Here is a 21,632-nt window from a genome sequence, read left to right as displayed (position 1 = left end):
CAACGCCGCCTTCGCGCGACGGCAAGGCGCCAAGCCCGGCATCAATCCACGAAGTCCTCGTACTTGCGCCCGCCCTGGAACGGCATGAGGTGCTGCTGGATGATCCCCTTCGGCATCGTCTCCAGCTTCATCACGCCGTACTCTTCCGGCCACTGTGCCTGGTCGCGCGGCAGCTTGAAGGTGCCCATCAGCATGTCCACCAATGGCAGGTGGATGGCGTAGTTCACGTCCACGTATTCCTTCTGCCGCGCGTGGTGCCAGTGGTGGTAACGCGGCAGCACCAGCAGGTACTCCAGCCAGCCGAAGCGGATGCCCAGGTTGGCGTGCGCCAGCACGGCCTGCAGGCCGACCAGGATCACGTAGGCGTTCACCGCGGGCGTGGAAAAGCCCATGACCAGCAGCGGCAGCAGCACCGCGCTGCGCGTCATCACGATCTCGACGATGTGGATGCGCGAGCCGGCCAGCCAGTCCATGTGGCGGCTGGAGTGGTGCACCGCGTGGAAACGCCAGAGCCAGGGAATGTTGTGGTACGCGCGATGCAACAGGGCCTGGGCCATGTCGGCCACGAATACGGCGATCAGGAACTGCGCCCAGACCGGCAGCGACTGGATCAACGCTTTCAATGAAGGAAACGCCGCAAGCCCGGCGATGGTCGAGGTGGAAGCGGTCACCAGGATCAGGATGAACTGCACCAGCACGTGGCTCATGAAGAAGTAGCCCACGTCGGTGCGCCAGCCGGGCCGCAGCGGCGACAGCACGCGCTTGCCCAGGTAGCGCTCCAGCGGCACGAACACCAGCGCCGAGAAGAACAGGGAAAGCACGAACCAATCCAGGCCGAGCGAGTACGGCGTCTGCCCGACCGGGTCGAACTGCACGTTGGTGCCGCCCAGCAGCACCGCGAGGGTGGCCGTGCCCACGCCCAGCGTGGCGATGCGCTTGTTGCGGTCACGCAGGATGGCGAAGGTGCCCATGATGAAGGCCGCCGCCAGCCCGACCAGCAGCAGGTGGCGGGCGAACTGCTCGTTGTAGACGGCGCGGAACTCGCGGCTGGTCAGCAGTTCGGGGAAGTGGAAGCAGGCGACCGCCATCAGGCTCAGCACCCCCAGCAGGGCAGAACCATAGGCGAAGAACGAACGATGCGGTCGGGTCATACACGGACTTCCTGTCGGGCTCGCAGGGATTCTGCCCGCCGTTCCCGGCATGGGAAAGGGGGGCGCCCGGTTTCACGCGGGCTGCGCGGGTCCAGGCGTAGCGTGGCCGGCAGAGCACGCGCCCGGGGTGCCGGGCGATGGTGCGACGCCGTTGATTCCTGTCCGGAGTGAGCCGATGAGTGTGCTGAGTGTTCCGGTAAGTGCGCAGGACCATTACCAGGGGCGGCTGGATGCGCCCGTGGTGCTGGTCGAGTATGCCGATTACCAGTGCCCCTACTGCGGCGAGGCGTTCTCGCTGGTGAAGCGGCTGCAGCAGCGGTTCGGCGACGAGCTTTGCGTGGTGTTCCGCAACTTCCCGCTGGTCCAGTCGCACCCGCAGGCGCTGCCGGCGGCGATCACGGCCGAGTATGCCGCCGCGCAGGGGCAGTTCTGGCCGGCCCACGACGCCCTGTTCCGCAGCCAGCAGCAGCTGGGTGAGGTGATCTACCGGGAGCTGATGCGCGAACTGGGCCTGCCGGAGGACGGGCTGGTTGCCGCGATGGAGGATGCCCGCTACATGCGGCGCATCCAGGATGACATCGATGGCGCCCTGCGCAGTGGCGTCGGCGGCACGCCGACGTTCTTCATCAATGGCCGGTTGTTCCAGCCCAGCAAGAGCTTCGAGGAGCTGTACGACGCGATCGTCGCGGCGAAGGCCGCAGAGCGCTGAATGGGCGCGGAGACCGTGGCCGCCAGTGGACGGCCACGCCAGGCGGCTCAGTCGATCAGTTGCAGCACCGTCTCCGGCGGGCGGCACAGGGCGGTGCCCTTGGCGGTGCGCACGATCGGCCGGTTGATCAGGACGGGGTGGGCATGCATGGCCCGGACCAGCGCCGGCTCGTCGTCCAGCTTGTCGGCAAGGCCCAGCTCGGCATACGCCGCTTCCTTGCTGCGCAGCAGGTCGCGGGCAGGCATGCCCATTTCGGCCAGCAGCGTGCGCAGCTCGGTGATCGAAGGCGGTGTCTCCAGGTAGTTGATGACCTCCACGTCCACGCCGGCTTCCTGCAGCAGGGCCAGCGCGCCACGTGAATTGGAGCAGCGGTTGTTGTGCCAGAGGGTTGCCTTCATTGCCTCAGTACCACTCCAGCAGGGATACGCCGACGCCGATGTAGGTGGCCCGGTGGTTGTAGTCGATCATGCTCTCGCCATAACCATCGAACACCTGCACGTGGCCGCGCAGCAGGTTGTTGATCGGGAAGCCGTAGTCCACCTGCAGCGAGCCATGCGAGCGGTCGCCGCTGCGCAGCGAGTGGCGGCCGGTGATGGCCAGTTCGTGGCCATTGCGGTTGTACACCAGGGTGGCATCGCCACGGCCGATGTAGTCCTCGATGTCCGGGTTGTTGTCGTCGCGGTCGCCTTCGGGGATGCGGTACCACGGGCGCAGCATCAGGGCCCAGTTCTCGCGGTCCAGGCCGAAGTTGAAGATCACCCGGTTCCAGCTGCGTGACAGCGGGTCGCTGCGGCCGTTGGACTGGTGGTTGAGGCTGATGCCGGTCATGCGGCCGTTCCAGCCCAGCAGCGAATAGCCGTTGCGGAAGGCCAGCATCACTTCCGGTTCGTAGTTGGTCTCGCGGAACGGGCGCGACAGTTCGCTGTTGTAGGCCTGCCAGCGCGAGCTCTGGGTGTAACCGACCCAGATGTCGCCGTTGTCGCCGAACAGGTTCTCGGCCACCTTGGTCTTGAAGCTGAGCTGGAACTTCAGCTCGGTGCTGTTCAGTGCTTCCGGCTCGGTGACCGTGTTGTTGGGGTTGGGCGAGTGCGGCATCTCGTTGGGCTTGCTGCTCCAGAACGCGGGCAGCAGGTACACCGGCTTGTAGGCGCGCAGCTGGAACAGGCCGAGCTTGGAGTCCTTGGCCAGCTCCCAGCGGCTGTCCAGCAGCGAGCCGCGGCCGGCGTTGGCGGCCATTGCCGCCAGCTCGTCGTGGGCGAACAGCTCGTTGCGGCGCGGGTCTTCCTCATCCAGGGCCTTGGCGCTGACCTTGGCTTCCTTGCGAGCGGCCTGCGCGGCGTTGGCCGCGGCATCGGCGGCACGGGTGTCGGCGGGGCTGCGCCCCAGCGCGCTGTCGTAGCAGGCCAGGCGCGCGGCGTCGGAGTCCAGCGCGAAGCAGGCCTGTGGCGATGCGGGGGCGGTAAGGGATTCCTGGGCCAGCGCGGAGGCGCTGGCGCTGGCCAGGACGGTCAGCAGGGCATAGCGAAGGGGCGTGTTCGGCATGGTGGGGTTCCGGTCATGGCAAAGGGCCGGGGATTTCCGCAGCAAAGCGGCATCCGTGCTCCGGCGGACATTGTCGGCGATTGCCCCGTGTAGGGGGAGTCTTGGCCGCGCGCTCAGTTGACGAACCACGCCACCGCGAACACCGCGACCATGGTCATGGCCAGGCCCAGCTTGAAGGCAACGCCCAGCACGATGCCCAGCCAGGTGCCGAGGCCGACCTTGGTGGCCTGGCCCAGCTTGCGCCCGTGCAGGTACTCGCCGCCCAGCGCGCCCAGGAAGGGGCCGACGAACAGGCCGATCGGCATGAAGAACAGGCCGGCCACCGTGCCGACCGCCGAGCCGACCAGCGCCAGGCGGCTGGCGCCCACCTTCTTTGCGCCGATCACCGTCGATATGATGTCGATGATGATGGAAATGACGGTCAAAACGCCAAGCACGACCAGCGTGATCCAACCGACACGTTCGAACCCTTCCGTCCAAGCGGCCACCAGCAGGCCCACGAACACCAGCGGGACACCGGGCAGCGCGGGCAGGATGATGCCGGCGATGCCGGTCAATACGAGCAGGGCCGCAACCGTATAGAAGATGAATGAATAGTCCATATTGGTTCTGAAAGGGTCCATTGGGGGTTGACTTTAACGGCTTCACCGGGATTGCAATTTGATTTTTCCCGGGTTAAGTTGCAGCCGCTGAGCTTGGCAAGGTCACCGTGAATCGTGGCCTGATGGGTAGATCGCACGATTTGCTGCATCGTTGCACCTCGCTTCCTCCTTGCAATCAGCCGCCTTCCGGGGCGTTCCATCAAACGAGAGAGAGCAACAGGGAGTTAGTCGAGATGTCCGATCGCGAAACCGGTACCGTCAAGTGGTTCAACGATGCCAAGGGCTTTGGCTTCATCAGCCGTGAGAATGGTGAGGATGTGTTCGTGCACTTCCGCGCCATCCAGACCCAGGGCTTCAAGAGCCTGAAGGAAGGCCAGAAGGTCTCCTTCACCGTCGTCCAGGGCCAGAAGGGCCTGCAGGCCGACGCCGTGCAGCCGGTCTGATACAGACAGGCTGGCATGACAAAAGAAAGGCCCGCGCAAGCGGGCCTTTCCTTTTCCGGCGTGGCGGTTGCCTGGATCAGCGCAGTACCACGCGGCCATTGACCACGCGGACGTAGGCATTCTCTGCCACGCCGTTGAGGTTCTTCTGGTTGACCATGATCACGCGGCCGTCGTCCATGCGCACCTGGATGTCATAGGACTCGCCGGTGACGTTCTGCTGGATCTTGTTGCCTGCCAGCGCGCCGGCGGCGGCGCCGGCCACGGCGGCGATGTTCTGGTTGCCCTTGCTGCCGCCGGTGTGGTCGGAGATCTCATGGCCGGCCACGGCGCCGACGATGCCGCCCAGGATCGCGCCGGTCGCCGTCGGTGCGGTGCGGCCGGAGGACACGGCGTTGATGCGGGTGACGATGCCGCAATCGGCGCAGCGGTTCTGGTTGTAGTTGTTGCCACTCCCGTAGCCGCCACCACCGTTGTAGCCGCCGCCGTAACCGGGCGACGTGGCGCAACCGGCCAGAGCTAGACTGGCAATGGCGCCTGCGGCGATCAACTGAATCTTCATGGTGCTTCTCCTTCGCCAGTGAACAAAAAGGTAAGTGCTTACCCGACGGCGTAGATCCTGTCGTTTCACATGTGAATGGAGGGCCAACCACATGTGAACGCGATATTCACCGATGGATTACTTGAAGTCCTGGTGGCAGCTCTTGCAGTCGCTGCCGATCTTCTGGGACAGCGCCGCCAGGCTGGCACAGTCCGCCGCCGGCTTGGCCAGGGCGTCGTTGAGGGTGGCCCGGAAGCGGTTGGCATGCTGCTGGAACCGCTCGTCGTCACGCAGGCCGGGGAAGGCGACTTCCAGGTCGTTGGCCAGGGCGCGCAGGGTCTGCACGCGCGGGGCGGTGTCGTTGATGGTGCAGCGGTTCTGCTTCTGGCTTTCACCCAGCAGTTGCACCTGCTTGGACATCACCGTCATCAGGCTGTCGGGGAAATGGTCCTGGCGGGCCTGGATGGCACGCATGCCCATCACCGTCGCCACCACGCCGATCAGCAGGCCGGCGATGAGGACATAGAGATAACGGGCAGCCTTGGACGGCTGGCGGACGGGTTCGGACATATGCGTTGGCTCCGGGCTACGTGGCATGGTCGTTGTAGGGGTACTGCCCGGCCATTATGCCGTCCCGGCTAAAATGGGCGGATGAAAGAACAACTGCGTGAGCGATTCGCCGGCATCGACCGGCTGTACGGTGCCGGGACCATCGAGCACCTGGCCGGCTGCCGGGTGGCCGTGGTCGGCATGGGCGGGGTGGGGTCCTGGGTGGTCGAGGCGCTGGCGCGCTCGGCGGTCGGGCACCTGAGCCTGATCGACGCCGACGACATCTGCGTGTCCAACACCAACCGGCAGCTGCCCGCGCTGGCGGGCCAGTACGGTCGCAACAAGGCGCTGGCCATGGCCGAGCGCTGCAAGGCGATCAACCCCGACATCGAGGTCGAGGCGGTGGAGTCGTTCCTGACCGGTTCGAACATGGCCGAACTGCTGGACCGCAACTTCGACCTGGTGATCGATGCCTGCGACAGCTTCCGGGTCAAGGTGGAGGCCATTGCCTGGTGCCGCCGCCGCAAGTTGCCGATGATCACCGTCGGCGCGGCCGGCGGACGCACCGACCCGACCCTGGTGCGGGTGCGCGACGTGTCGCGTACCGAGCACGACGCGATGATGGCGCTGATCCGCAAGAAGCTGCGCGCCGAATTCAATTTCCCGAAGAACCCGCAGCGCTACTTCGGCGTGTCGGCGGTGTACTCGCTGGAGAACGTGAAGTACCCGCAGGCCGACGGCAGCGTGTGCGGCCTGCGCCCGAACCTGGGCCCGGACGAGGCGATGAAGCTGGACTGTGGCGCCGGACTGGGCGCGGCCACCCACATAACCGGGGCATTCGCCTTCGCCGCGGTCGGCAAGGCGCTGGAAGTCCTGCTGAAGAAGAAAGCCACGTAGGAGCCGCTTCGCGAACTTCGCGACCCGGGCCGCCCCTACGGCAGTCCGAACAGGCGTTGCGCGTTGGCGGTGGTCTGCGCGGCGATTTCTTCCGGCGCCTGCCCGCGCAGCTCGGCGACGGTTTCCAGGATGCTGGCCAGCCGGGCCGGTTCGTTGCGCTGGCCACGGATGCCGGCGTCCGGTTGGTCCGGCGCATCGGTCTCCAGCAGCAGGAACTCCAGCGGCATCTGCGCCACCAGCGTGCGCAGGCGGTTGGCGCGGGGATAGGTGAGGGGGCCACCAAGGCCGATCAGGAACCCCAGTTGCCACAACTGGCGGGCCTGTTCCGGGCTGCCGGAAAAGCTGTGGACCACTCCCTGCAGCCCGCCGGTGCGGCGGATGCGCAGGATGACCTCGTCCACCGCGCGGCGGGCATGCACCACCAGCGGCAGCCGGTGGCGGTGGGCCAGGTCGAGCTGGCCCTGGAAATAGAACCGCTGTGCTTCGGGGTCCAGGTCTTCAACGAAGAAGTCCAGGCCGCATTCGCCGATGGCGCGCGGGGATTCGCGGGTGATCCATTCGTCCAGCTGCTGCAGGTGTTGCGGCCGGTGTTCGGCCAGGAACATCGGGTGCAGCCCGTAGGCCGGGAACAGGCCGGGGGCGAGCGTGCAGCTCTGGCGCAGCTTGGGCCAGCTGGCCGCGGTCACCGCCGGCACCACCTGCGCGATCACCCCGGCCGCCTGCGCGCGCGCGATCACCGCCGCGCGGTCGGCGTCAAACGCATCGGCATCGAGGTGACAGTGGCTGTCGACCAGTTGCACGGGTCAGGACTTGCGTGGCGGCAACACCTGCGGCGCGTCGGACGGGTCCTTGCGTCGCTTCCAGTTGGCCAGCAGCAGCGTACCCAGCCCGAACAGGATCTCGTCCAGGAACGGGATCGGGTCCGGCAGCAGCAACGTGACGAGGAACAGGCCTGCCGTGATCTTGAACAGGGTCGGGTAGCGCAGCTTGCGCGCCCACTCCATAAACGGCGTCAGCATCAGGGACATGGCAAATCCTGTGGTTGGGGAGTACAACAACCGCGATATTGCGGCGTGCCGTGCTTTTTCGATAGGCCGATGCCATTCATGCGGGCCTCTGTTCAGCTTTGGCGTGCTGGAATCCACCCATATCAAGACGCGGGCCATCCGCAGGGAGCTGAACCATGAAAAGCACGACCACTACTGTTCTGGTTGCCGCCGGCGCCCTGCTGGTGGGTGGCATCGCCACTGCCGCTTTCATGCAGGGGCGCGACAAGGCCACCACGCTGCCGGCCGCGCAGACACCGAACCCGGTGCTGGACAACCAGCCGCTGGCCGATGACGCCGCTGCCAGTTCGCAGGTCGAGGCAGGCGGCAAGCTGGAATACGCCGACGTGCTGAAGGTGGCCCCGGTCACCGAGAAGGAGCGCGTGTACGGCACGGTGACCCGCACCGAGCCGATCAACGAGACCTCGACCACCACCACCCCGCATGAGGTCTGCAACGACGTGGTGGTGCAGGAGCGGCTGCCCGAGCGCGACGGCAACGTCGGCGGCACCGTGGCGGGCGCGGTGATCGGTGGCCTGCTGGGCAACCAGATCGGCGGCGGCAACGGCAAGAAGGCCGCGACCGCTGCAGGCGCGGTGGCCGGCGGTGTGATCGGCAACCAGGTCGACAAGCGCCACGTGGGCGGCCGTGTGGTCCAGCGCACCGAGCGCCAGTGCCACACCGAGCAGCGCACTGCCGAAAGCAGCCGCGTGACCGGCTACAACGTGACCTACCGCAAGCCCGATGGCAGCACCGGCACGATGCGCATGGACAGCCGTCCGGGTGAGCGCGTGTCGCTGGGCAACAGCGACCGCACGGTCGGCTATGACGTGACCTACCGCTACGAGGGCCAGGAAAAGACCGTGCGGATGGACAACCGCCCGAGCAGCGACCGCCTGCCGGTGCTGGATGGCCAGGTGGTGACGCAGACCGCCGCGGTGGATGGGGGCAGCAGCCGCCAGTAAGCAGGCGTGCTGCACCGAGAGCATCTGGAAGGCCGGCATCTTGCCGGCCTTCCTTGTTTGGAGCCGGCCCGCATCGCGCAGGCGACCGATGTCCCGGGCAGGTGTTAGGGTTCGGACCAATCCCGGCAGGAGCCTTGATCCATGAGCATCTTCGATCTGCGTCTGGAAACCGAACGCCTGATCCTGCGCCCACCGGGCCGGCAGGACTTCGAGGCCTTCGCCGCGTTCTGCGCCGACCCGGTGGCCATGCAGCACCTGGGTGGCGTGCAGCCCAAGCCGGTGGCGTGGCGCAGCCTGGCCGGGCTGGTCGGCAGCTGGCAGTTGCTGGGCTACTCGATGTTCTCCGTCATCGAGAAGGACAGCGGGGCCTGGATCGGCCGGGTCGGGCCCTGGCAGCCGTACGGCTGGCCGGGTACCGAGGTGGGCTGGAGCATCGTGTCGTCGCACTGGGGACGCGGCTACGCCCCGGAAGCCGCACGCGCGGCCATCGATTGGGCCTTTGATGCGCTGGGCTGGGAGGAGGTGATCCATACCATCGCGCCGGACAACAGCAACTCCCAGCACGTGGCGCGCAAGCTGGGTGCGCGGGTGCTGCGCAATGCCCGACTGCCGCCGCCGCATGAGGTGGACGTGGAGGTTTGGGGGCAGTCGCGGCAGGCCTGGTTGGCGGCACGCTGACCGCCTGCCGATTGCTGCGGTTGCAGCTACCAACCGGCGTCGATTCCGGTCATATTCAATTGCCGCACGCCATCGCGGTGCGGGGAGAATCGACGCTGTGAGTACTGCCGCTGCACTGACGGTTTACGGCATGTCCAGTTCGGGCAACTGCCACAAGGTTCGTTTGCTGCTGGAACAACTGGGCTCCCGCTACCAGTGGAAAGAGGTCGACAGCGCCGGCGGCGATACCCGCACGGCCGAGTTCCTGGCGCTGAACCCGAACGGCAAGGTGCCGGTGGTGCAGCGCAACGATGGCCGCGTGCTTGCCGAATCCAATGCCATCCTGTTCTGGTTGGCCGAAGGCACGCCGTTCCTGCCGACCGATGGCTGGCAACGTGCCCAGGCGCTGTCCTGGATGTTCTTCGAGCAGTACAGCCACGAGCCCTACATCGCCGTGGCGCGCTTCATCAGTGGCTGGACGCCGGATGACTCGCCGCGCCGTGCGGACCTGCCGCGGCTGCGTGCGCGCGGCCACGAGGCGTTGGCGGTGATGGCCCACCACCTGGCCGACCACCGTTGGTTCACCGGCGGCGATTACGGCATCGCCGACATTGCCCTGTTCGCCTACACCGCCGTGGCCGAGGACGGCGGCATTTCGCTGTCTTCGTACCCGGCGGTCGAACGCTGGCTGGAGGACGTCCGCCGCCAGCCTGGCTTCGTCGCCATGCCGGTGCCGGACGCCGAGGTCCAGGCGCGCTTCGCCGCGTCGCGCTGATCCCCCCATTTCCCCCCGCAACACCGCCTTGTTTCGTGGAGCCTGTCTGCATGTTCGCTCGTGTACCGAATCCCATCCCGGCCCGGATGAAGGGCCTGAACCGCGCCGAGATCTGCGATACCAACTTCATCGAATTCGTGAACGGCCTGGGCCGTGGGCCGGATGCCGGCCCGCAGGACGCCGCGCCGGTGCTGCCGGGCAGCGCGCTGGATGCGGCCGGCTTCCGTGAGCTGTTCGAGTCACAACTGATCAGCCGCCACCTGGACCTGATGGCGCGCGTGCTGCGCGTGCAGAACAAGGTCTTCTACACGATTGGTTCATCCGGCCACGAGGGCAACGCGATGGTGGCGCGGGCGACGCGGCATACCGATCCGGCCTTCCTGCATTACCGTTCCGGTGGCTTCATGGCCGAGCGCTTCCGCAAGCTGCCGGGCATGGACCCGGTGATGGATTCGGCGTTGTCGTTCGCCGCCAGCAAGGACGACCCGGCCAGCGGCGGCCGCCACAAGGTGTGGGGCAGCAAGCCGCTGTGGGTGTTGCCGCAGACCTCGACCATCGCCTCGCACCTGCCCAAGGCGTTGGGCACGGCGATGGCGATCGAGGCCGGCAAGCGGCTGGGCCATGCGCTGCCGATCCCCGATGACAGCATCACCGTGTGCTCGTTCGGCGATGCCTCGGCCAACCATGCCACCGCGCAGACCGCGTTCAACGCCGCGGCGTGGAGCAGCTTCCAGAAGCTGCCGGCCCCGGTGCTGTTCGTCTGCGAGGACAACGGCATCGGCATCTCGGTGAAGACGCCCGAAGGCTGGATCGGCGAGAGTTTCCGCCACCGGCCCGGGCTGGATTACTTCCAGGCCGACGGCCTGGACCTGGCCGGTGGCTACGCCGAGGTGCAGCGTGCGGTGGAGCATTGCCGCCGCACCCGCCGACCGACCTTCCTGCACCTGCGCACCAACCGCCTGATGGGCCACGCCGGCACCGACTTCGAGATCGAATGGCGGGCCCTGGAGGAACTGTGCGCGGTGGAGGCGGGTGACCCGCTGCTGCGTTCGGCGCAGATCGCGGTGGAATCCGGGCTGATGGACAAGGACGAAGTGCTGGCGCTGTACGAGCACACCCGGCGCCGCTGCTTCGAAGCGGCCGAAGCCGCCGACCAGCGGCCGCGGCTGAAGGCACTGGCTGAGGTGGTTGCACCGCTGGCGCCGTACTCGCCGGCGCCGGTGGCTAACGAAGCCACCCGCGCCGACTACGCCGAGCGCCGGTTGCAGGTGTTCGGGAGCGAGGCCGCGTTGCCGGAGAACCAGCCGCCCAAGCACCTGGCCATCCAGATCAACCAGGCCCTGCACGACCTGTTCTGCAAGTACCCGGAAACGCTGCTGTTCGGCGAGGACGTGGCGCAGAAGGGCGGCGTCTACACGGTGACCAAGGGCCTGCAGAAGGCATTCGGCCCGCGCCGGGTGTTCAACACGCTGCTGGACGAGACGATGATCCTGGGCATGGCGCAGGGCTTCGCCAACATGGGCATGCTGCCGCTGCCGGAGATCCAGTACCTGGCCTACCTGCACAACGCCATCGACCAGGTGCGTGGCGAAGCCTGCTCGCTGCAGTTCTTCTCCAACGACCAGTACCGCAACCCGATGCTGATCCGCATCGCCGGGCTGGGCTACCAGAAGGGCTTCGGCGGCCACTTCCACAACGACAACTCGATCACCGCCATCCGCGATATCCCCGGGTTGGTGGTGGGCTGCCCGTCGCGCGGCGATGATGCGGCGGGGATGCTGCGCACGCTGGCGGCGCTGGCCAAGGTGGACGGGCGGGTCTGCATCTTCCTGGAGCCGATCGCGCTGTACATGACCAAGGACCTGTACGAGACCGGCGATGGGCAATGGCTGTTCCCATATCCGGCGCCGGAGCAGGCCATCGCGCTGGGCGAGGGGCGCGCGTATGGCGAAGGCAATGACGACCTGGTGATCTTCACCTATGGCAACGGCGTGCCGATGAGCCTGCGCGCGGCCAGGGCCATCGAACAGGCGCAGGGCTGGAAGGTGCGGGTGCTCGACCTGCGCTGGCTGGTGCCGTTGAACGAAGGCTGGATCGCCGAACAGGCCAAGGGCGCCAAGCGGATCCTGGTGGTCGACGAGGGCCGGCACAGCGCCGGGGTGGGCGAGGGCGTGATCACTGCGTTGGTCGAGGCCGGCCACGGCCAGGTGCCGCTGCGGCGGGTGACCGGTGCCGATACCTACACGCCGTTGGCCGGTGCCGCCCTGCTGGTGCTGCCGGGCGAGGGCGATATCGTTGCCGCGGCCGCGCAACTGGCGTGAGGCACCTGCCATCGCGGTCCGGCTGGCACGCCCGCGCGTCGCGGCAAGCTCGCCCCTCCCGCTTTCGCGGGAACGGGGCGGGGCGCGCGGCCTTCACCCGGTCCAACGCGGGGGGCGGCTAGCCTGCCTCCATCTTCCGGTTGGAGCCCGCCATGAGCCGTTACAAGATTGCCGTTTTCGTCGGTAGCCTGCGCAAGGATTCGATCAACCGCCGCTTGGCGCATGCGCTGGAGAAGCTGGCCGGGGACCGGGCCAGCTTCGAGTACATCCAGATCGGCGATATCCCGCTGTACAACCAGGACCACGACGGCCAGTTCCCGGCGCAGGGCACGCGGATGAAGAACCAGGTGCGTGCCGCCGACGCGGTCCTGTTCGTCACCCCCGAGTACAACCGCTCCATCCCCGGCGTGCTGAAGAATGCCATCGACACCGCGTCGCGGCCGTATGGTGACAATGCCTTCGACGGCAAGCCGGCGGCGGTGACCGGTGCCTCCATCGGGGCCATCGGCAGTGCATTGGCCCAGCAGCACCTGCGCAACGTGCTGGTCTTCGTGAATCTGGCGGTGCTGGCGCAGCCGGAGGCCTTCCTGCACTTCAAGGAGGGTCTGATCGAGGCCGACGGCACGATCACCAACGAGGCCACGCGGACGTTCCTGCAGGGCTTCGTGGACCGCTTCCTGGCCTGGATCGGGACCCACCACGCCGGCTGAGCGGTCGGCACGGGCGCGGCGGCTTTGCGATAATGGCACCCGGCGCCGCAACGGCGCCGGGTGCTTCTTTCTGTATGGCCGCCCACTCAGGAACGCCCCGCCAGGCCGCGGGGGCTGGAATTGTGGACAGGTTATCCACAGAGTTGTCCGTACCCCGGTGGCAGATGCCCACCTACCATGGCCGTAGTGCCTTAGCGCAGGAATCACGTTTTTCTTATGTCCGCTCGTACTGGTTTCCGTTCCGACCGCAACGACCGCGCTGAGCGCGGCGAACAGCGCATTGATGCCCTGCGCGTACCCCCGCATTCGGTGGAAGCCGAGCAGGCGGTGCTCGGTGGCCTGATGCTGGCGCCGGAGGCATTCGACCGGGTCAACGAGGCGCTGACCGAGAAGGACTTCTACCGCCGCGACCACCAGCTGATCTACCGCGCCATCCGCGAGCTGTCCGAGCGTGACCGCCCGTTCGACGCGGTGACCCTGGGGGAATGGTTCGAGTCGCAGGGCAAGCTGGACCAGGTGGGCGATGGTGCGTACCTGATCGAGCTGGCCAGCACCACGCCGTCGGCGGCCAACATCAGCGCCTACGCCGAGATCGTGCGTGACAAGGCGGTGCTGCGGCAGCTGATCCAGGTGGGCACCGACATCGTCAATGACGGCTTCCAGCCCGAAGGGCGCGACAGCACCGAACTGCTGGCCACCGCCGAGAAGTCGGTGTTCGCCATCGCCGAGCAGGGCGCGCGCGGGCGGACCGACTTCGTGGCCATGCCCGGCGCACTGAAGGACGCCTTCGAGGAGCTGCGCAACCGCTTCGAGAACGGCGGCAACATCACCGGCCTGCCGACCGGCTACAACGACTTCGACGCGATGACCGCCGGCCTGCAGCCGACCGACCTGATCATCCTTGCCGCGCGTCCGGCGATGGGCAAGACCACCTTCGCGCTGAACATCGCCGAATACGCCGCGATCAAGTCGAAGAAGGGCGTGGCGGTGTTCTCGATGGAAATGTCGGCCTCGCAGCTGGCGATGCGCCTGATCTCCTCCAATGGCCGCATCAACGCGCAGCGCCTGCGTACCGGCCAGCTCGAGGACGAGGACTGGAGCCGCGTCACCGGTGCCATCCGCATGCTGAAGGAAACCAAGATCTTCATCGACGACACGCCGGGCGTGTCGCCGGAAGTGCTGCGCTCCAAGTGCCGCCGCCTCAAGCGCGAGCACGACCTGGGCCTGGTGGTGATCGACTACCTGCAGCTGATGAGCGTGCCGGGCAACAGCGAGAACCGCGCCACCGAAATCTCCGAGATCTCGCGTTCGCTCAAGGGCCTGGCCAAGGAGCTTAACGTGCCGGTGATCGCGCTGTCCCAGCTCAACCGCTCGCTGGAAACACGTACCGACAAGCGCCCGGTGATGGCCGACCTTCGCGAATCCGGCGCTATCGAGCAGGACGCGGACATGATCGTGTTCATCTACCGCGACGATTACTACAACAAGGAAAGTTCGCCGGACAAGGGCCTGGCCGAGATCATCATCGGCAAGCACCGTGGTGGCCCGACCGGCTCGTGCAAGCTGAAGTTCTTCGGCGAGTACACCCGTTTCGACAACCTCAGCCACGACTCGGTCGGCGCGTTCGAGTAAGCCCCTCCGCCATGTCCGTCGCCCTCGTCTGGTTCCGGCGCGACCTGCGCCTGCGTGACAACCCAGCCCTTCAGGCCGCGATCGAGGCCGGGCATACGCCGCTGCCGGTCTACATCCATGCGCCGCACGAAGAGGGCGCATGGGCACCGGGCGCGGCCTCCGATGCATGGCTGCACCAGTCGCTGCAGCAGCTTGATGCCGACCTGCGTGCACGTGGCAGTGCGCTGGTGCTGCGGCGTGGCGACAGCCATGCCGAACTGCAGGCGCTGATCGCCGAGAGTGGCGCGCAGGCGGTGTACTGGAACCGCAAGTACGAACCGGCCACCCAGCCACGCGACGCGGCGATCAAGCGCGGCCTGCGCGAGCAGGGCGTGCACGCCGAGAGCCACAACGGCTATCTGCTGTTTGAACCGTGGGAACTGGCGACCCAACAGGGCGGCCCGTACAAGGTGTTCACGCCGTTCTGGCGCAACGCGCTGGGCCGGTGGCGGCTGGCGGCCTTGACCGAGGCGCCGTCGCGGCTGCCCGGCCATGGCCTGCAGGGCCTGCCGCTGCAGGCGTTGCAGCTGGCACCGCGGTTGCACTGGGATGCGGGGTTCTGGGCGCACTGGAAACCGGGCGAGGCCGGTGCGCAGGAGGCATTGGACGTCTTCACCGATGGCGCGCTCAATGGCTACCGCGAGCAGCGCGACCTGCCGGACCGTACCGGCACCTCGTTGATGTCGCCGCACCTGCATTTCGGCGAGATCGCGCCGTGGCGCATCGTGCACGCGCTGGAGCGGCTGCGCAGTGCCGGTCGCGACGCCGACATCGACGGTTACTTGCGGCAACTGGGCTGGCGCGAGTTCTCCTGGCACCTGCTGCATCACTTCCCGCAGACTTCCGACAGCAACCTCAATCCGCGCTTCGATACGTTCGCCTGGGCGCCGCCGCGCGCCGAGCTGCTGGGCGCCTGGCAGCAGGGCCGCACCGGCATCCCCATCATCGATGCCGGCATGCGCGAACTGTGGGCTACCGGCTACATGCACAACCGCGTGCGCATGCTGGTCGGCAGCTTCCTGTGCAAGCACCTGCGCATGCATTGGAAGGAAGGCGCGCGCTGGTTCTGGGACACGCTGGTGGATGCCGACCTGGCCAACAACAGCATGGGCTGGCAGTGGATCGCCGGCACCGGCGCCGACGCGGCGCCGTACTTCCGGGTGTTCAACCCGGTGACGCAGGCGCAGAAGTTCGACCCCCATGCGCGCTACATCACCCGCTGGGTGCCGGAACTGGCGGGGCTGCCGGTCCAGGCGCGGTTCGCGCCGTGGTTGTCACCGTCGCTGCTGGCCGAGCAGGCGCCCACGTATCCGGCGCAGCCACTGGCCGATCTGGCGCAGGGCAGGGAGGCCGCATTGGCCGCCTACCACCGGTGCCGCTGAGAGTTTGAACGCTTCAGACAGTTAGATGAATGGAAGCCGCTTCCGGCGCGGCTCCATCATCCCCACGTCGCAGCCTGCTGTTTATCCTTGCCCGGCAAATCCACGCCGGCCTTCCTGCCGGCCCATGAAGGAGACTCTGATGAGCACCGTTACCGCTGTCCGCAATATTTCCCTTGGTCTGGTGGCAGCTGCCGTCCTCTCGGCCTGTGCCACCGGTGGCTCTTACGTGCAGCAGGACCCGTACGGCAACCAGACCCAGCAGCAGAACAAGACCGGCAAGGGCGCGCTGATCGGCACCGCCATCGGCGTGGCCGCGGGCCTGCTCAGCGGTGGCGATGCCACCGAGCGTCGCCAGCGTGCGATGGTCGGCGCCGGTATCGGTGCGTTGAGCGGCGCGGCGATCGGCAACTACCAGGACCGCCAGGAGCGGGCCCTGCGCGAGCGCACCGCCAACACCGGCATCGACGTGCAGCGCGAAGGTGACAACATCACCCTGAACCTGCCCGACGGCATCACCTTCGACTTCAACAAGACCACCCTCAAGCCGCAGTTCTACGGTGCGCTCAATGGCGTGGCCAGCACCCTGCGCGAGTACAACCAGACCATGATCGAAGTGGTCGGTCACACCGACAGCATCGGCACCGACGCGGTGAACAACCGCATCTCGAAGGAACGCGCCGACGCCGTGGCCGCCTACCTGACCGCGCAGGGCGTGCAGGGCGCGCGCATCGAGACGCTGGGTGCCGGCAAGGCCTACCCGATCGCCGACAACAGCACCGACGCCGGCCGTGCGCAGAACCGCCGCGTGGAGATCCGCCTGATCCCGCTGAAGTCGTGATCGCAGCTGCAGCGTTGATGGTGTGAAGCAAGGGCCGCGCAAGCGGCCCTTGTCATGTCGGCGCGGGGAGGCGATGCGCCTTGGCCTGCAACCGCGCCGCGGCAGGTCAGCCGGCGATGACCGCGCTGTTGCGTCCCTTGCGCTTGGCTTCGTACAGCGCTGCATCGGCGCGCGCGAACCAGTCCTGCCAGCGCTGTTCGCCGGCATACATCGCCCCGCCCAGGGAGATGGTGATGCGGCCGCCGGGGCCCCGCAGTGCCTCGTACACCGCCTTGCGGATCCGTTCGGTGAAGCGTTCCAGGGCTTCGCACGTACCGGTCTCGGCCAGGATCACGAATTCCTCGCCACCGAAGCGGAACACCTGGTCCCGGTCGCGCAGTTCAAAGCGCAGGATGGCGGCCAGGTCCGACAGGGCGGCATCGCCGGCGGCGTGACCGTGGCGGTCATTGACGTCCTTGAAGTGGTCGATGTCCAGCACCACCAGCGCGTGCCGGAAGCGGCTCTCGCGCTGGCCGATGATCTGCTGGCTGAGGGTGCGTTCGAGCGCGCGCCGGTTGGGCACGCCGGTGAGGGCATCGAGCGAGGCCAGTTGCTCCAGGCGGCTGCGGTCGCCCTGCAGGCGCCGCGAGAAGCGATGGCCGAAACCGAAGGTCAGCACGATGACGGCAAGCGCCTGCGGCTGGATCGGCGCGAGCAGCAGCCCGGGCTGCAGCAACAGCCCGACGACCAATGCCAGGTTGACCGGTGCGGCGACCTCGTAGCGGACGATGAAGAAGTTGCTGATCAGGACCAGGAACGTCCATGCCAGTGCCGAATGCTGCAGCACCCACGCCGCCAACAGGCAGCCGCCTGCATTGGCGAGGGCGGCCAGCACCCCGGCGATGTCCAGCCTTCGACGCTGGGCCAGGACCGTGGCTGCCACGGCCACAGCGGTGAGCAGCAGGCTGATGGCCAGTTCCGGCAGGCGCCGGTCGGCAGCCAGCCAGGCACTGAAGAACACCAGCACCAGCGCCGAGGTCGGCGCGATCGTGCGCAGCGGTACGCTGCGCAGCGCCTGCGGCAGGTCGGGAACGTGCTGGACGGGAGGGCCGGGGGTGTGCATGGCGGCGGCAACATAGCAGCGGCCGTGGCGGATTTCCTTCACCCGGACACACATGGTCAGGCGTCGGATTGCTTTGTGCAGGAACGCCCCGGAAGGGCGTCATTTACTGACCAACCACGGCCGCGTTCATGTCCGATATGGACGCACGGCGGCGCTTTTCAAGGCGTGTTCGGCAGCGTCGCGTGAAGCCGGATTTCACCGTCCGGACGCCGCGCCGGCCCATTTGCGCAAACCCGATCAGGCCAGCGGCAGGCGGCTTTCGGCCCGGCTGTAGCGATCGTGCAGTGCCCGCACCTGCGCGGCGCGCGGATGGACGCGCACGGTATCACCGAACGTCCGCAGGTACTGGCAAGCGGCGAAGCCTGGCGATTGCCGCTCGTAATCGGCGATCCAGGCCAACCGGTCCGGACGGTTGGCCTGCTCGGCTGACCACGCCGCGACGCGTGGCTGGATGCGGGCTTTCATCCCCATCCGCCACGGCTTGGGAGTAAGACGCGCGCGGAAGCAGTGCTGCAGGCGGCACATGCGGGCATACAGCGGATCGGCGTGGACCGCCTTGAAGAACTGGTGAACCACCTTGTCCTGCGGATCGAACACCGCGTGCATCACCAGCACCCGCAAACCGGCCGGCGTGCGGTAGGTGCGCAGCGTCCAGTCCGGTTGTTGCCGTGAGAACTGCTCCAGCCTGGCCAGCGCGCGCCCTTGGGCGCCTCCATTGGCGTTGAAGCGCACGCGCCTGACCACTACCACCAGCCAGTTGAGCAGGACCAGCGCGAGGGTGGCGGCTGCGGCGCCTATCCACCAGTTGTTCGCGTTGACGCCGACGATGGCCATCACCCCGAGCCAGCAGGCCGCCGACAGCAACAAGGGCAGGACACAGCCGGAGGGAGGCTCTTCCAGGTCGATGTCGGCGAACAGCACGTCCGGGGTGTTCAGGCACAGCGCGCCGTAGCTGTTGCGGGTGATGACATCTTCGCCCTCGCGTGCAACGACCTGTTCGCGGATGGGCACGCCTTCCACGCCATAGTGGGTGCGGCGCTCGCGGCGCGGCAGTGATTCACCGGCAAGGATGGCGTCCATGGCCTGCTGCACGCGCGCCTCGGCATGCGCCTGGGCGGCCTCCAGGCTGAGCTCGGACCAGCCGAAGCGGCGGACGGTGACGCTGCGGCGGCGATGGCGGACCTGCCTGCGGGCCTCGGCCCAATACTCCGGAACAATCATCTGCCGTCCTGCGGTCATCCTGACGAAGTGGCCGGAGTCTGGCACAGGCCATGACGCCCGTCACCGGCCTCGCCGGCGCATGGCGGCGTACCGGCGCGTCGTCGGGTAGGCTCAGAGGCAACGTTCAACAGGGGTGTCACGTGCTGAAGGGAAGCAACGCCTGCCTGGCGTCGATGCTGGCCATGGTGGGTACGGCTGCGGCCACCGACGACGTCGAGGCAGTGCAACCGAAGGCCACGTTTGTTTACGTGGACAAGTCCGAGCGGCAGTTGTTCGTCTTCAGTGGCCGCACGCTGTTGCTGCAGTACCCGATCGCGCTGGGGCGGGTGCCGGCCGGGCACAAGCAACAGGAGGGGGACAAACGCACGCCGGAAGGGGTGTACATGCTGGACTGGAAGAACCCGAACAGCCGCTACCACCGTTCGATCCATGTCTCCTACCCGAATGCCGCGGACCGTGCCGATGCGCAGCGGCGCGGCGTGTCCCCGGGAGGGGACATCATGATCCACGGCCAGCCGAATCAGTCGCCCCTGCCGGCCGCGGCCTTGCAGCAGCACGACTGGACCGATGGCTGCATCGCGCTGACCGATGCGCAGATGGATGCGCTGTGGGAGGTGGTGGATGTGCCGGTGCCGATCCGGATCGTGCCGTGAGCGGGAGGATGCGTGCCGCCGCGCACACTGTCCGTCGGAATGAGGATACGGGTGGCGTTTGGATCGATCATTGGTGGCTTTTCATCACGCTGTCCGGTGTTGAAAAGGGGTATACCCGAGGCTGATGACGGTTCTTCGCGATGCAATCCGGCGCAGACGCATACTGCGGCCCCTTTCCTTCTGCGTTGTCTGGAGCAATGAAATGATTGACCGTTTTGTAGAGCGCAACCGCGATGGCGTGATCCTGGTGGCACGCATCCTGTTGATGGCCTTGTTCATCAGCTCGGGCATATCCAAGCTGGCGAACTTTTCCGGCACAGTGGCCTATATGGGAGTGCTGCATGCACCCCTGCCCGAGTTGGCTACGTCGATTTCCATTTTCATGGAAGTGTTTGTCGGGTTGGCAATCCTGCTCGGCGTGTGGGTGCGTCCGCTGGCGCTGCTGTTCGTGCTTTTCACGCTGGGCACCGCGCTGATCGGGCATGCCTTCTGGACGATGGAAAGCCCGGATCGCGATCTCAACCTGATCCACTTCTTCAAGAATCTCGCCATCTGCGGTGGCCTGCTGCTGCTGGCCGTGACCGGGGGCGGGCGCTACGCACTGACGCGCAGCCGCTGAGTGGCAGGAGCAGGCCCGCGCGGGCCTGCTCAGTCCTCCAGCTTGAGTGCGGCGTCGGCGGCCAGCAGGGCCTGCGCCGCCGCGCCCAACGGGGGCGATGCCACGTCCTGCACGCCCAGCACCTGCAGCACTTCCTCGCCGGTGACGAAGCGTCGGCCGCGCCGGTCGTACATGCCGGTGATCAGCAGGGCGCGGGTGGCCACCTTGTCGTCGTCGCCGACCAGCACGCGTTGCTCCATCAGGATGCGGCCGCCGACCCAGCCGACCATGCGCGTTTCCAGGGTGAAGCGCTGGAATGGCTTGAGTTCGCGCCGGAACTGGATGGTGCCGGCGCCGGCGATCGGCGCCCACTTGCGGCGCATCGCCACCTTGCCCAGGCCGGTGCGCAGCACCAGGTCCAGCCGGCCCAGGTCGAAGATCGTCCAGTAGCGGCCGTTGGTCATGTGCAGGTTCAGGTCGATGTCGTTGGGCAGCACCCGGAACTGCAGGCGCGACACGCCGGTGGGGGCCTGCAGGCGCGGGCGGAACCACGAACAGATCAGCAGGTGCAGCAGACGGAACCAGAGATTCATGGCGCGGGCAAACCTTTTATAACGACTGTCATAACGCGCGTACGCTAAGCTATGACACCCGTCATAGCAAGGACCTCGCGATGCGCCGCCGTCCCACCGATGCCCCGCAGCGCGTGATCAGCACCGCCGCCGACATGCTGGCGACCTATGGCCTCAATGCCACCAGCATCCGCGAGGTCACCAAGCGTGCCGAGGCGCCGTTTGGCTCGACCTATCACCATTTCCCCGGTGGCAAGCAGCAGGTGCTGGCCGAAGCGACCGCCCTGGCCGGCAGCCGCATCGACGCCATGCTCGACGAGGTCCTGCGCGAGGGCGTGGTCAGCGGCGTTTCGCGCTTCCTGGCGCTATGGCGCGAACGCCTGCTCAAGTCCGACTTCCACGTGGGCTGCCCGGTACTTGCCGCGGCGGTGGAAGAGCCCATCGACGGCGGCGCCGACGATGCCCGGGAAGCGGCCGGTGTTGCGTTCACGGCGTGGGAGCGACGCCTGGCCGAGGCGTTCATCGGCGAAGGCCATGCGCCGGTCCAGGCGCAGGCGTTGGCGACGATGCTGATCGCCAGCGTCGAAGGCGCGGTGGCGATCAGCCGGGCCACGCGTGACATCGCCGCGTTCGACCGGGTGGTCGAGCGATTGGAAGGCTTGTTGCGCTGAGCCCGCCCGCGCCCTGGCG

25 protein-coding genes are annotated in these 21,632 nt (G+C 67.2%); 14 read left to right on the top strand and 11 right to left on the bottom strand.

Translation table 11 applies throughout. The features are described from left to right. Positions 1 to 41: 41 nt before the first annotated feature. The gene (locus ATCM_RS08890; RefSeq protein ID WP_132864179.1) at positions 42 to 1,151 is read right to left on the bottom strand and encodes a sterol desaturase family protein; all 1,110 of its coding nucleotides are present in this window, start codon (positions 1,149 to 1,151) and stop codon (positions 42 to 44) included. A gap of 175 nt (positions 1,152 to 1,326) precedes the next feature. Between ATCM_RS08890 and ATCM_RS08885 the strand changes: the two genes are divergently transcribed. Continuing rightward, a complete protein-coding gene (locus tag ATCM_RS08885; RefSeq protein ID WP_132864178.1) occupies positions 1,327 to 1,860 on the top strand; it encodes a DsbA family protein in 534 nt (177 codons plus the stop codon). A gap of 47 nt (positions 1,861 to 1,907) precedes the next feature. Here ATCM_RS08885 and arsC read toward each other — a convergent pair whose 3' ends face one another. The 3 genes from arsC to ATCM_RS08870 all read right to left on the bottom strand — a co-directional run bounded on the left by arsC (position 1,908) and on the right by ATCM_RS08870 (position 4,004). Continuing rightward, positions 1,908 to 2,258: an arsenate reductase (glutaredoxin) gene (gene arsC, locus ATCM_RS08880; RefSeq protein WP_132864177.1), complete on the bottom strand. Its 351-nt coding sequence runs from the start codon at positions 2,256 to 2,258 to the stop codon at positions 1,908 to 1,910. Positions 2,259 to 2,262: 4 nt separating this feature from the next. Further along, positions 2,263 to 3,402, bottom strand: coding sequence for a phospholipase A (locus ATCM_RS08875; protein WP_132864176.1), 1,140 nt, complete (start codon positions 3,400 to 3,402; stop codon positions 2,263 to 2,265). A gap of 113 nt (positions 3,403 to 3,515) precedes the next feature. Continuing rightward, the gene (locus ATCM_RS08870; protein WP_132864175.1) at positions 3,516 to 4,004 is read right to left on the bottom strand and encodes a DUF456 domain-containing protein; all 489 of its coding nucleotides are present in this window, start codon (positions 4,002 to 4,004) and stop codon (positions 3,516 to 3,518) included. A 233-nt stretch (positions 4,005 to 4,237) separates the two neighbouring features. Between ATCM_RS08870 and ATCM_RS08865 the strand changes: the two genes are divergently transcribed. Continuing rightward, on the top strand, positions 4,238 to 4,447 hold the full coding sequence (locus tag ATCM_RS08865; protein ID WP_055944114.1) for a cold-shock protein: 210 nt from the start codon (positions 4,238 to 4,240) through the stop codon (positions 4,445 to 4,447). A 76-nt stretch (positions 4,448 to 4,523) separates the two neighbouring features. On the opposite strand, the gene ATCM_RS08860 is transcribed toward ATCM_RS08865, so the two are convergent. Together ATCM_RS08860 and ATCM_RS08855 are read right to left on the bottom strand one after the other, a co-directional pair. Further along, positions 4,524 to 5,006: a glycine zipper 2TM domain-containing protein gene (locus ATCM_RS08860; protein ID WP_132864174.1), complete on the bottom strand. Its 483-nt coding sequence runs from the start codon at positions 5,004 to 5,006 to the stop codon at positions 4,524 to 4,526. Positions 5,007 to 5,123: 117 nt separating this feature from the next. Further along, on the bottom strand, positions 5,124 to 5,555 hold the full coding sequence (locus tag ATCM_RS08855; RefSeq protein WP_132864173.1) for a cytochrome c: 432 nt from the start codon (positions 5,553 to 5,555) through the stop codon (positions 5,124 to 5,126). 81 nt (positions 5,556 to 5,636) lie between these two features. Between ATCM_RS08855 and ATCM_RS08850 the strand changes: the two genes are divergently transcribed. Then, positions 5,637 to 6,431, top strand: coding sequence for a tRNA threonylcarbamoyladenosine dehydratase (locus ATCM_RS08850; protein WP_132864172.1), 795 nt, complete (start codon positions 5,637 to 5,639; stop codon positions 6,429 to 6,431). Positions 6,432 to 6,466: 35 nt separating this feature from the next. Here the strand turns inward: ATCM_RS08850 and ATCM_RS08845 are convergent, their stop codons facing one another. After that, positions 6,467 to 7,231, bottom strand: a complete 765-nt coding sequence (locus ATCM_RS08845; RefSeq protein WP_132864171.1) for a TatD family hydrolase — start codon at positions 7,229 to 7,231, stop codon at positions 6,467 to 6,469. 3 nt (positions 7,232 to 7,234) lie between these two features. Further along, positions 7,235 to 7,459, bottom strand: coding sequence for a DUF6116 family protein (locus tag ATCM_RS08840; RefSeq protein ID WP_132864170.1), 225 nt, complete (start codon positions 7,457 to 7,459; stop codon positions 7,235 to 7,237). 155 nt (positions 7,460 to 7,614) lie between these two features. On the opposite strand from ATCM_RS08840, the gene ATCM_RS08835 reads away from it, so the two are divergent. From ATCM_RS08835 to ATCM_RS08800, 8 genes are all read left to right on the top strand, one after another. Further along, positions 7,615 to 8,442 (top strand): glycine zipper 2TM domain-containing protein, encoded by an 828-nt coding sequence (locus ATCM_RS08835; protein WP_132864169.1) that lies wholly within the window; start codon positions 7,615 to 7,617, stop codon positions 8,440 to 8,442. 141 nt (positions 8,443 to 8,583) lie between these two features. Then, a complete protein-coding gene (locus ATCM_RS08830) occupies positions 8,584 to 9,120 on the top strand; it encodes a GNAT family N-acetyltransferase (RefSeq protein WP_132864168.1) in 537 nt (178 codons plus the stop codon). Positions 9,121 to 9,217: 97 nt separating this feature from the next. After that, a complete protein-coding gene (locus tag ATCM_RS08825) occupies positions 9,218 to 9,874 on the top strand; it encodes a glutathione S-transferase family protein (protein ID WP_279432512.1) in 657 nt (218 codons plus the stop codon). A 50-nt stretch (positions 9,875 to 9,924) separates the two neighbouring features. Then, positions 9,925 to 12,195, top strand: coding sequence for a thiamine pyrophosphate-dependent enzyme (locus tag ATCM_RS08820; protein WP_132864166.1), 2,271 nt, complete (start codon positions 9,925 to 9,927; stop codon positions 12,193 to 12,195). Positions 12,196 to 12,347: 152 nt separating this feature from the next. Beyond that, positions 12,348 to 12,905, top strand: coding sequence for an NADPH-dependent FMN reductase (locus ATCM_RS08815; protein ID WP_132864165.1), 558 nt, complete (start codon positions 12,348 to 12,350; stop codon positions 12,903 to 12,905). 216 nt (positions 12,906 to 13,121) lie between these two features. After that, positions 13,122 to 14,537 (top strand): replicative DNA helicase, encoded by a 1,416-nt coding sequence (locus ATCM_RS08810; protein WP_132864164.1) that lies wholly within the window; start codon positions 13,122 to 13,124, stop codon positions 14,535 to 14,537. A gap of 11 nt (positions 14,538 to 14,548) precedes the next feature. Then, the gene (locus ATCM_RS08805) at positions 14,549 to 15,958 is read left to right on the top strand and encodes a deoxyribodipyrimidine photo-lyase (protein ID WP_132864163.1); all 1,410 of its coding nucleotides are present in this window, start codon (positions 14,549 to 14,551) and stop codon (positions 15,956 to 15,958) included. A gap of 139 nt (positions 15,959 to 16,097) precedes the next feature. Beyond that, on the top strand, positions 16,098 to 16,796 hold the full coding sequence (locus ATCM_RS08800) for an OmpA family protein (protein WP_132864162.1): 699 nt from the start codon (positions 16,098 to 16,100) through the stop codon (positions 16,794 to 16,796). A 106-nt stretch (positions 16,797 to 16,902) separates the two neighbouring features. Here the strand turns inward: ATCM_RS08800 and ATCM_RS08795 are convergent, their stop codons facing one another. Both ATCM_RS08795 and ATCM_RS08790 read right to left on the bottom strand, forming a co-directional pair. Further along, the gene (locus tag ATCM_RS08795; protein ID WP_243693984.1) at positions 16,903 to 17,940 is read right to left on the bottom strand and encodes a GGDEF domain-containing protein; all 1,038 of its coding nucleotides are present in this window, start codon (positions 17,938 to 17,940) and stop codon (positions 16,903 to 16,905) included. Between the two features lie 195 nt (positions 17,941 to 18,135). Beyond that, entirely contained in the window at positions 18,136 to 19,119 is a 984-nt protein-coding gene (locus ATCM_RS08790) for a hypothetical protein (protein WP_132864161.1), read from the bottom strand. Positions 19,120 to 19,259: 140 nt separating this feature from the next. Between ATCM_RS08790 and ATCM_RS08785 the strand changes: the two genes are divergently transcribed. Together ATCM_RS08785 and ATCM_RS08780 are read left to right on the top strand one after the other, a co-directional pair. Then, complete coding sequence (locus ATCM_RS08785) at positions 19,260 to 19,772, top strand: L,D-transpeptidase family protein (protein WP_207911799.1); 513 nt, start codon at positions 19,260 to 19,262, stop codon at positions 19,770 to 19,772. A 202-nt stretch (positions 19,773 to 19,974) separates the two neighbouring features. Next, on the top strand, positions 19,975 to 20,391 hold the full coding sequence (locus tag ATCM_RS08780; protein WP_132864160.1) for a DoxX family protein: 417 nt from the start codon (positions 19,975 to 19,977) through the stop codon (positions 20,389 to 20,391). 29 nt (positions 20,392 to 20,420) lie between these two features. On the opposite strand, the gene ATCM_RS08775 is transcribed toward ATCM_RS08780, so the two are convergent. Further along, positions 20,421 to 20,963 carry a thioesterase family protein gene (locus tag ATCM_RS08775; protein WP_132864159.1) on the bottom strand — a complete coding sequence of 181 codons (543 nt, stop codon included), beginning with the start codon at positions 20,961 to 20,963 and terminating at the stop codon, positions 20,421 to 20,423. A gap of 80 nt (positions 20,964 to 21,043) precedes the next feature. Between ATCM_RS08775 and ATCM_RS08770 the strand changes: the two genes are divergently transcribed. Continuing rightward, a complete protein-coding gene (locus tag ATCM_RS08770) occupies positions 21,044 to 21,613 on the top strand; it encodes a TetR/AcrR family transcriptional regulator (RefSeq protein ID WP_132864158.1) in 570 nt (189 codons plus the stop codon). Positions 21,614 to 21,632: the final 19 nt, after the last annotated feature.

The organism is Stenotrophomonas sp. ATCM1_4 (assembly GCF_004348115.1).
Taxonomy (GTDB): domain Bacteria; phylum Pseudomonadota; class Gammaproteobacteria; order Xanthomonadales; family Xanthomonadaceae; genus Stenotrophomonas; species Stenotrophomonas capsici.
This window is presented reverse-complemented; position numbering and strand designations above follow the sequence as displayed.

Bases quoted from the DNA above. Each gene is read 5' to 3' on its own strand.
- ATCM_RS08890 (WP_132864179.1), bottom strand. From the start codon at position 1,151: ATGACCCGACCGCATCGTTCGTTCTTCGCCTATGGTTCTGCCCTGCTG.
- ATCM_RS08885 (WP_132864178.1), top strand. From the start codon at position 1,327: ATGAGTGTGCTGAGTGTTCCGGTAAGTGCGCAGGACCATTACCAGGGG.
- arsC (WP_132864177.1), bottom strand. From the start codon at position 2,258: ATGAAGGCAACCCTCTGGCACAACAACCGCTGCTCCAATTCACGTGGC.
- ATCM_RS08875 (WP_132864176.1), bottom strand. From the start codon at position 3,402: ATGCCGAACACGCCCCTTCGCTATGCCCTGCTGACCGTCCTGGCCAGC.
- ATCM_RS08870 (WP_132864175.1), bottom strand. From the start codon at position 4,004: ATGGACTATTCATTCATCTTCTATACGGTTGCGGCCCTGCTCGTATTG.
- ATCM_RS08865 (WP_055944114.1), top strand. From the start codon at position 4,238: ATGTCCGATCGCGAAACCGGTACCGTCAAGTGGTTCAACGATGCCAAG.
- ATCM_RS08860 (WP_132864174.1), bottom strand. From the start codon at position 5,006: ATGAAGATTCAGTTGATCGCCGCAGGCGCCATTGCCAGTCTAGCTCTG.
- ATCM_RS08855 (WP_132864173.1), bottom strand. From the start codon at position 5,555: ATGTCCGAACCCGTCCGCCAGCCGTCCAAGGCTGCCCGTTATCTCTAT.
- ATCM_RS08850 (WP_132864172.1), top strand. From the start codon at position 5,637: ATGAAAGAACAACTGCGTGAGCGATTCGCCGGCATCGACCGGCTGTAC.
- ATCM_RS08840 (WP_132864170.1), bottom strand. From the start codon at position 7,459: ATGTCCCTGATGCTGACGCCGTTTATGGAGTGGGCGCGCAAGCTGCGC.
- ATCM_RS08835 (WP_132864169.1), top strand. From the start codon at position 7,615: ATGAAAAGCACGACCACTACTGTTCTGGTTGCCGCCGGCGCCCTGCTG.
- ATCM_RS08830 (WP_132864168.1), top strand. From the start codon at position 8,584: ATGAGCATCTTCGATCTGCGTCTGGAAACCGAACGCCTGATCCTGCGC.
- ATCM_RS08820 (WP_132864166.1), top strand. From the start codon at position 9,925: ATGTTCGCTCGTGTACCGAATCCCATCCCGGCCCGGATGAAGGGCCTG.
- ATCM_RS08815 (WP_132864165.1), top strand. From the start codon at position 12,348: ATGAGCCGTTACAAGATTGCCGTTTTCGTCGGTAGCCTGCGCAAGGAT.
- ATCM_RS08810 (WP_132864164.1), top strand. From the start codon at position 13,122: ATGTCCGCTCGTACTGGTTTCCGTTCCGACCGCAACGACCGCGCTGAG.
- ATCM_RS08805 (WP_132864163.1), top strand. From the start codon at position 14,549: ATGTCCGTCGCCCTCGTCTGGTTCCGGCGCGACCTGCGCCTGCGTGAC.
- ATCM_RS08800 (WP_132864162.1), top strand. From the start codon at position 16,098: ATGAGCACCGTTACCGCTGTCCGCAATATTTCCCTTGGTCTGGTGGCA.
- ATCM_RS08790 (WP_132864161.1), bottom strand. From the start codon at position 19,119: ATGATTGTTCCGGAGTATTGGGCCGAGGCCCGCAGGCAGGTCCGCCAT.
- ATCM_RS08780 (WP_132864160.1), top strand. From the start codon at position 19,975: ATGATTGACCGTTTTGTAGAGCGCAACCGCGATGGCGTGATCCTGGTG.
- ATCM_RS08775 (WP_132864159.1), bottom strand. From the start codon at position 20,963: ATGAATCTCTGGTTCCGTCTGCTGCACCTGCTGATCTGTTCGTGGTTC.
- ATCM_RS08770 (WP_132864158.1), top strand. From the start codon at position 21,044: ATGCGCCGCCGTCCCACCGATGCCCCGCAGCGCGTGATCAGCACCGCC.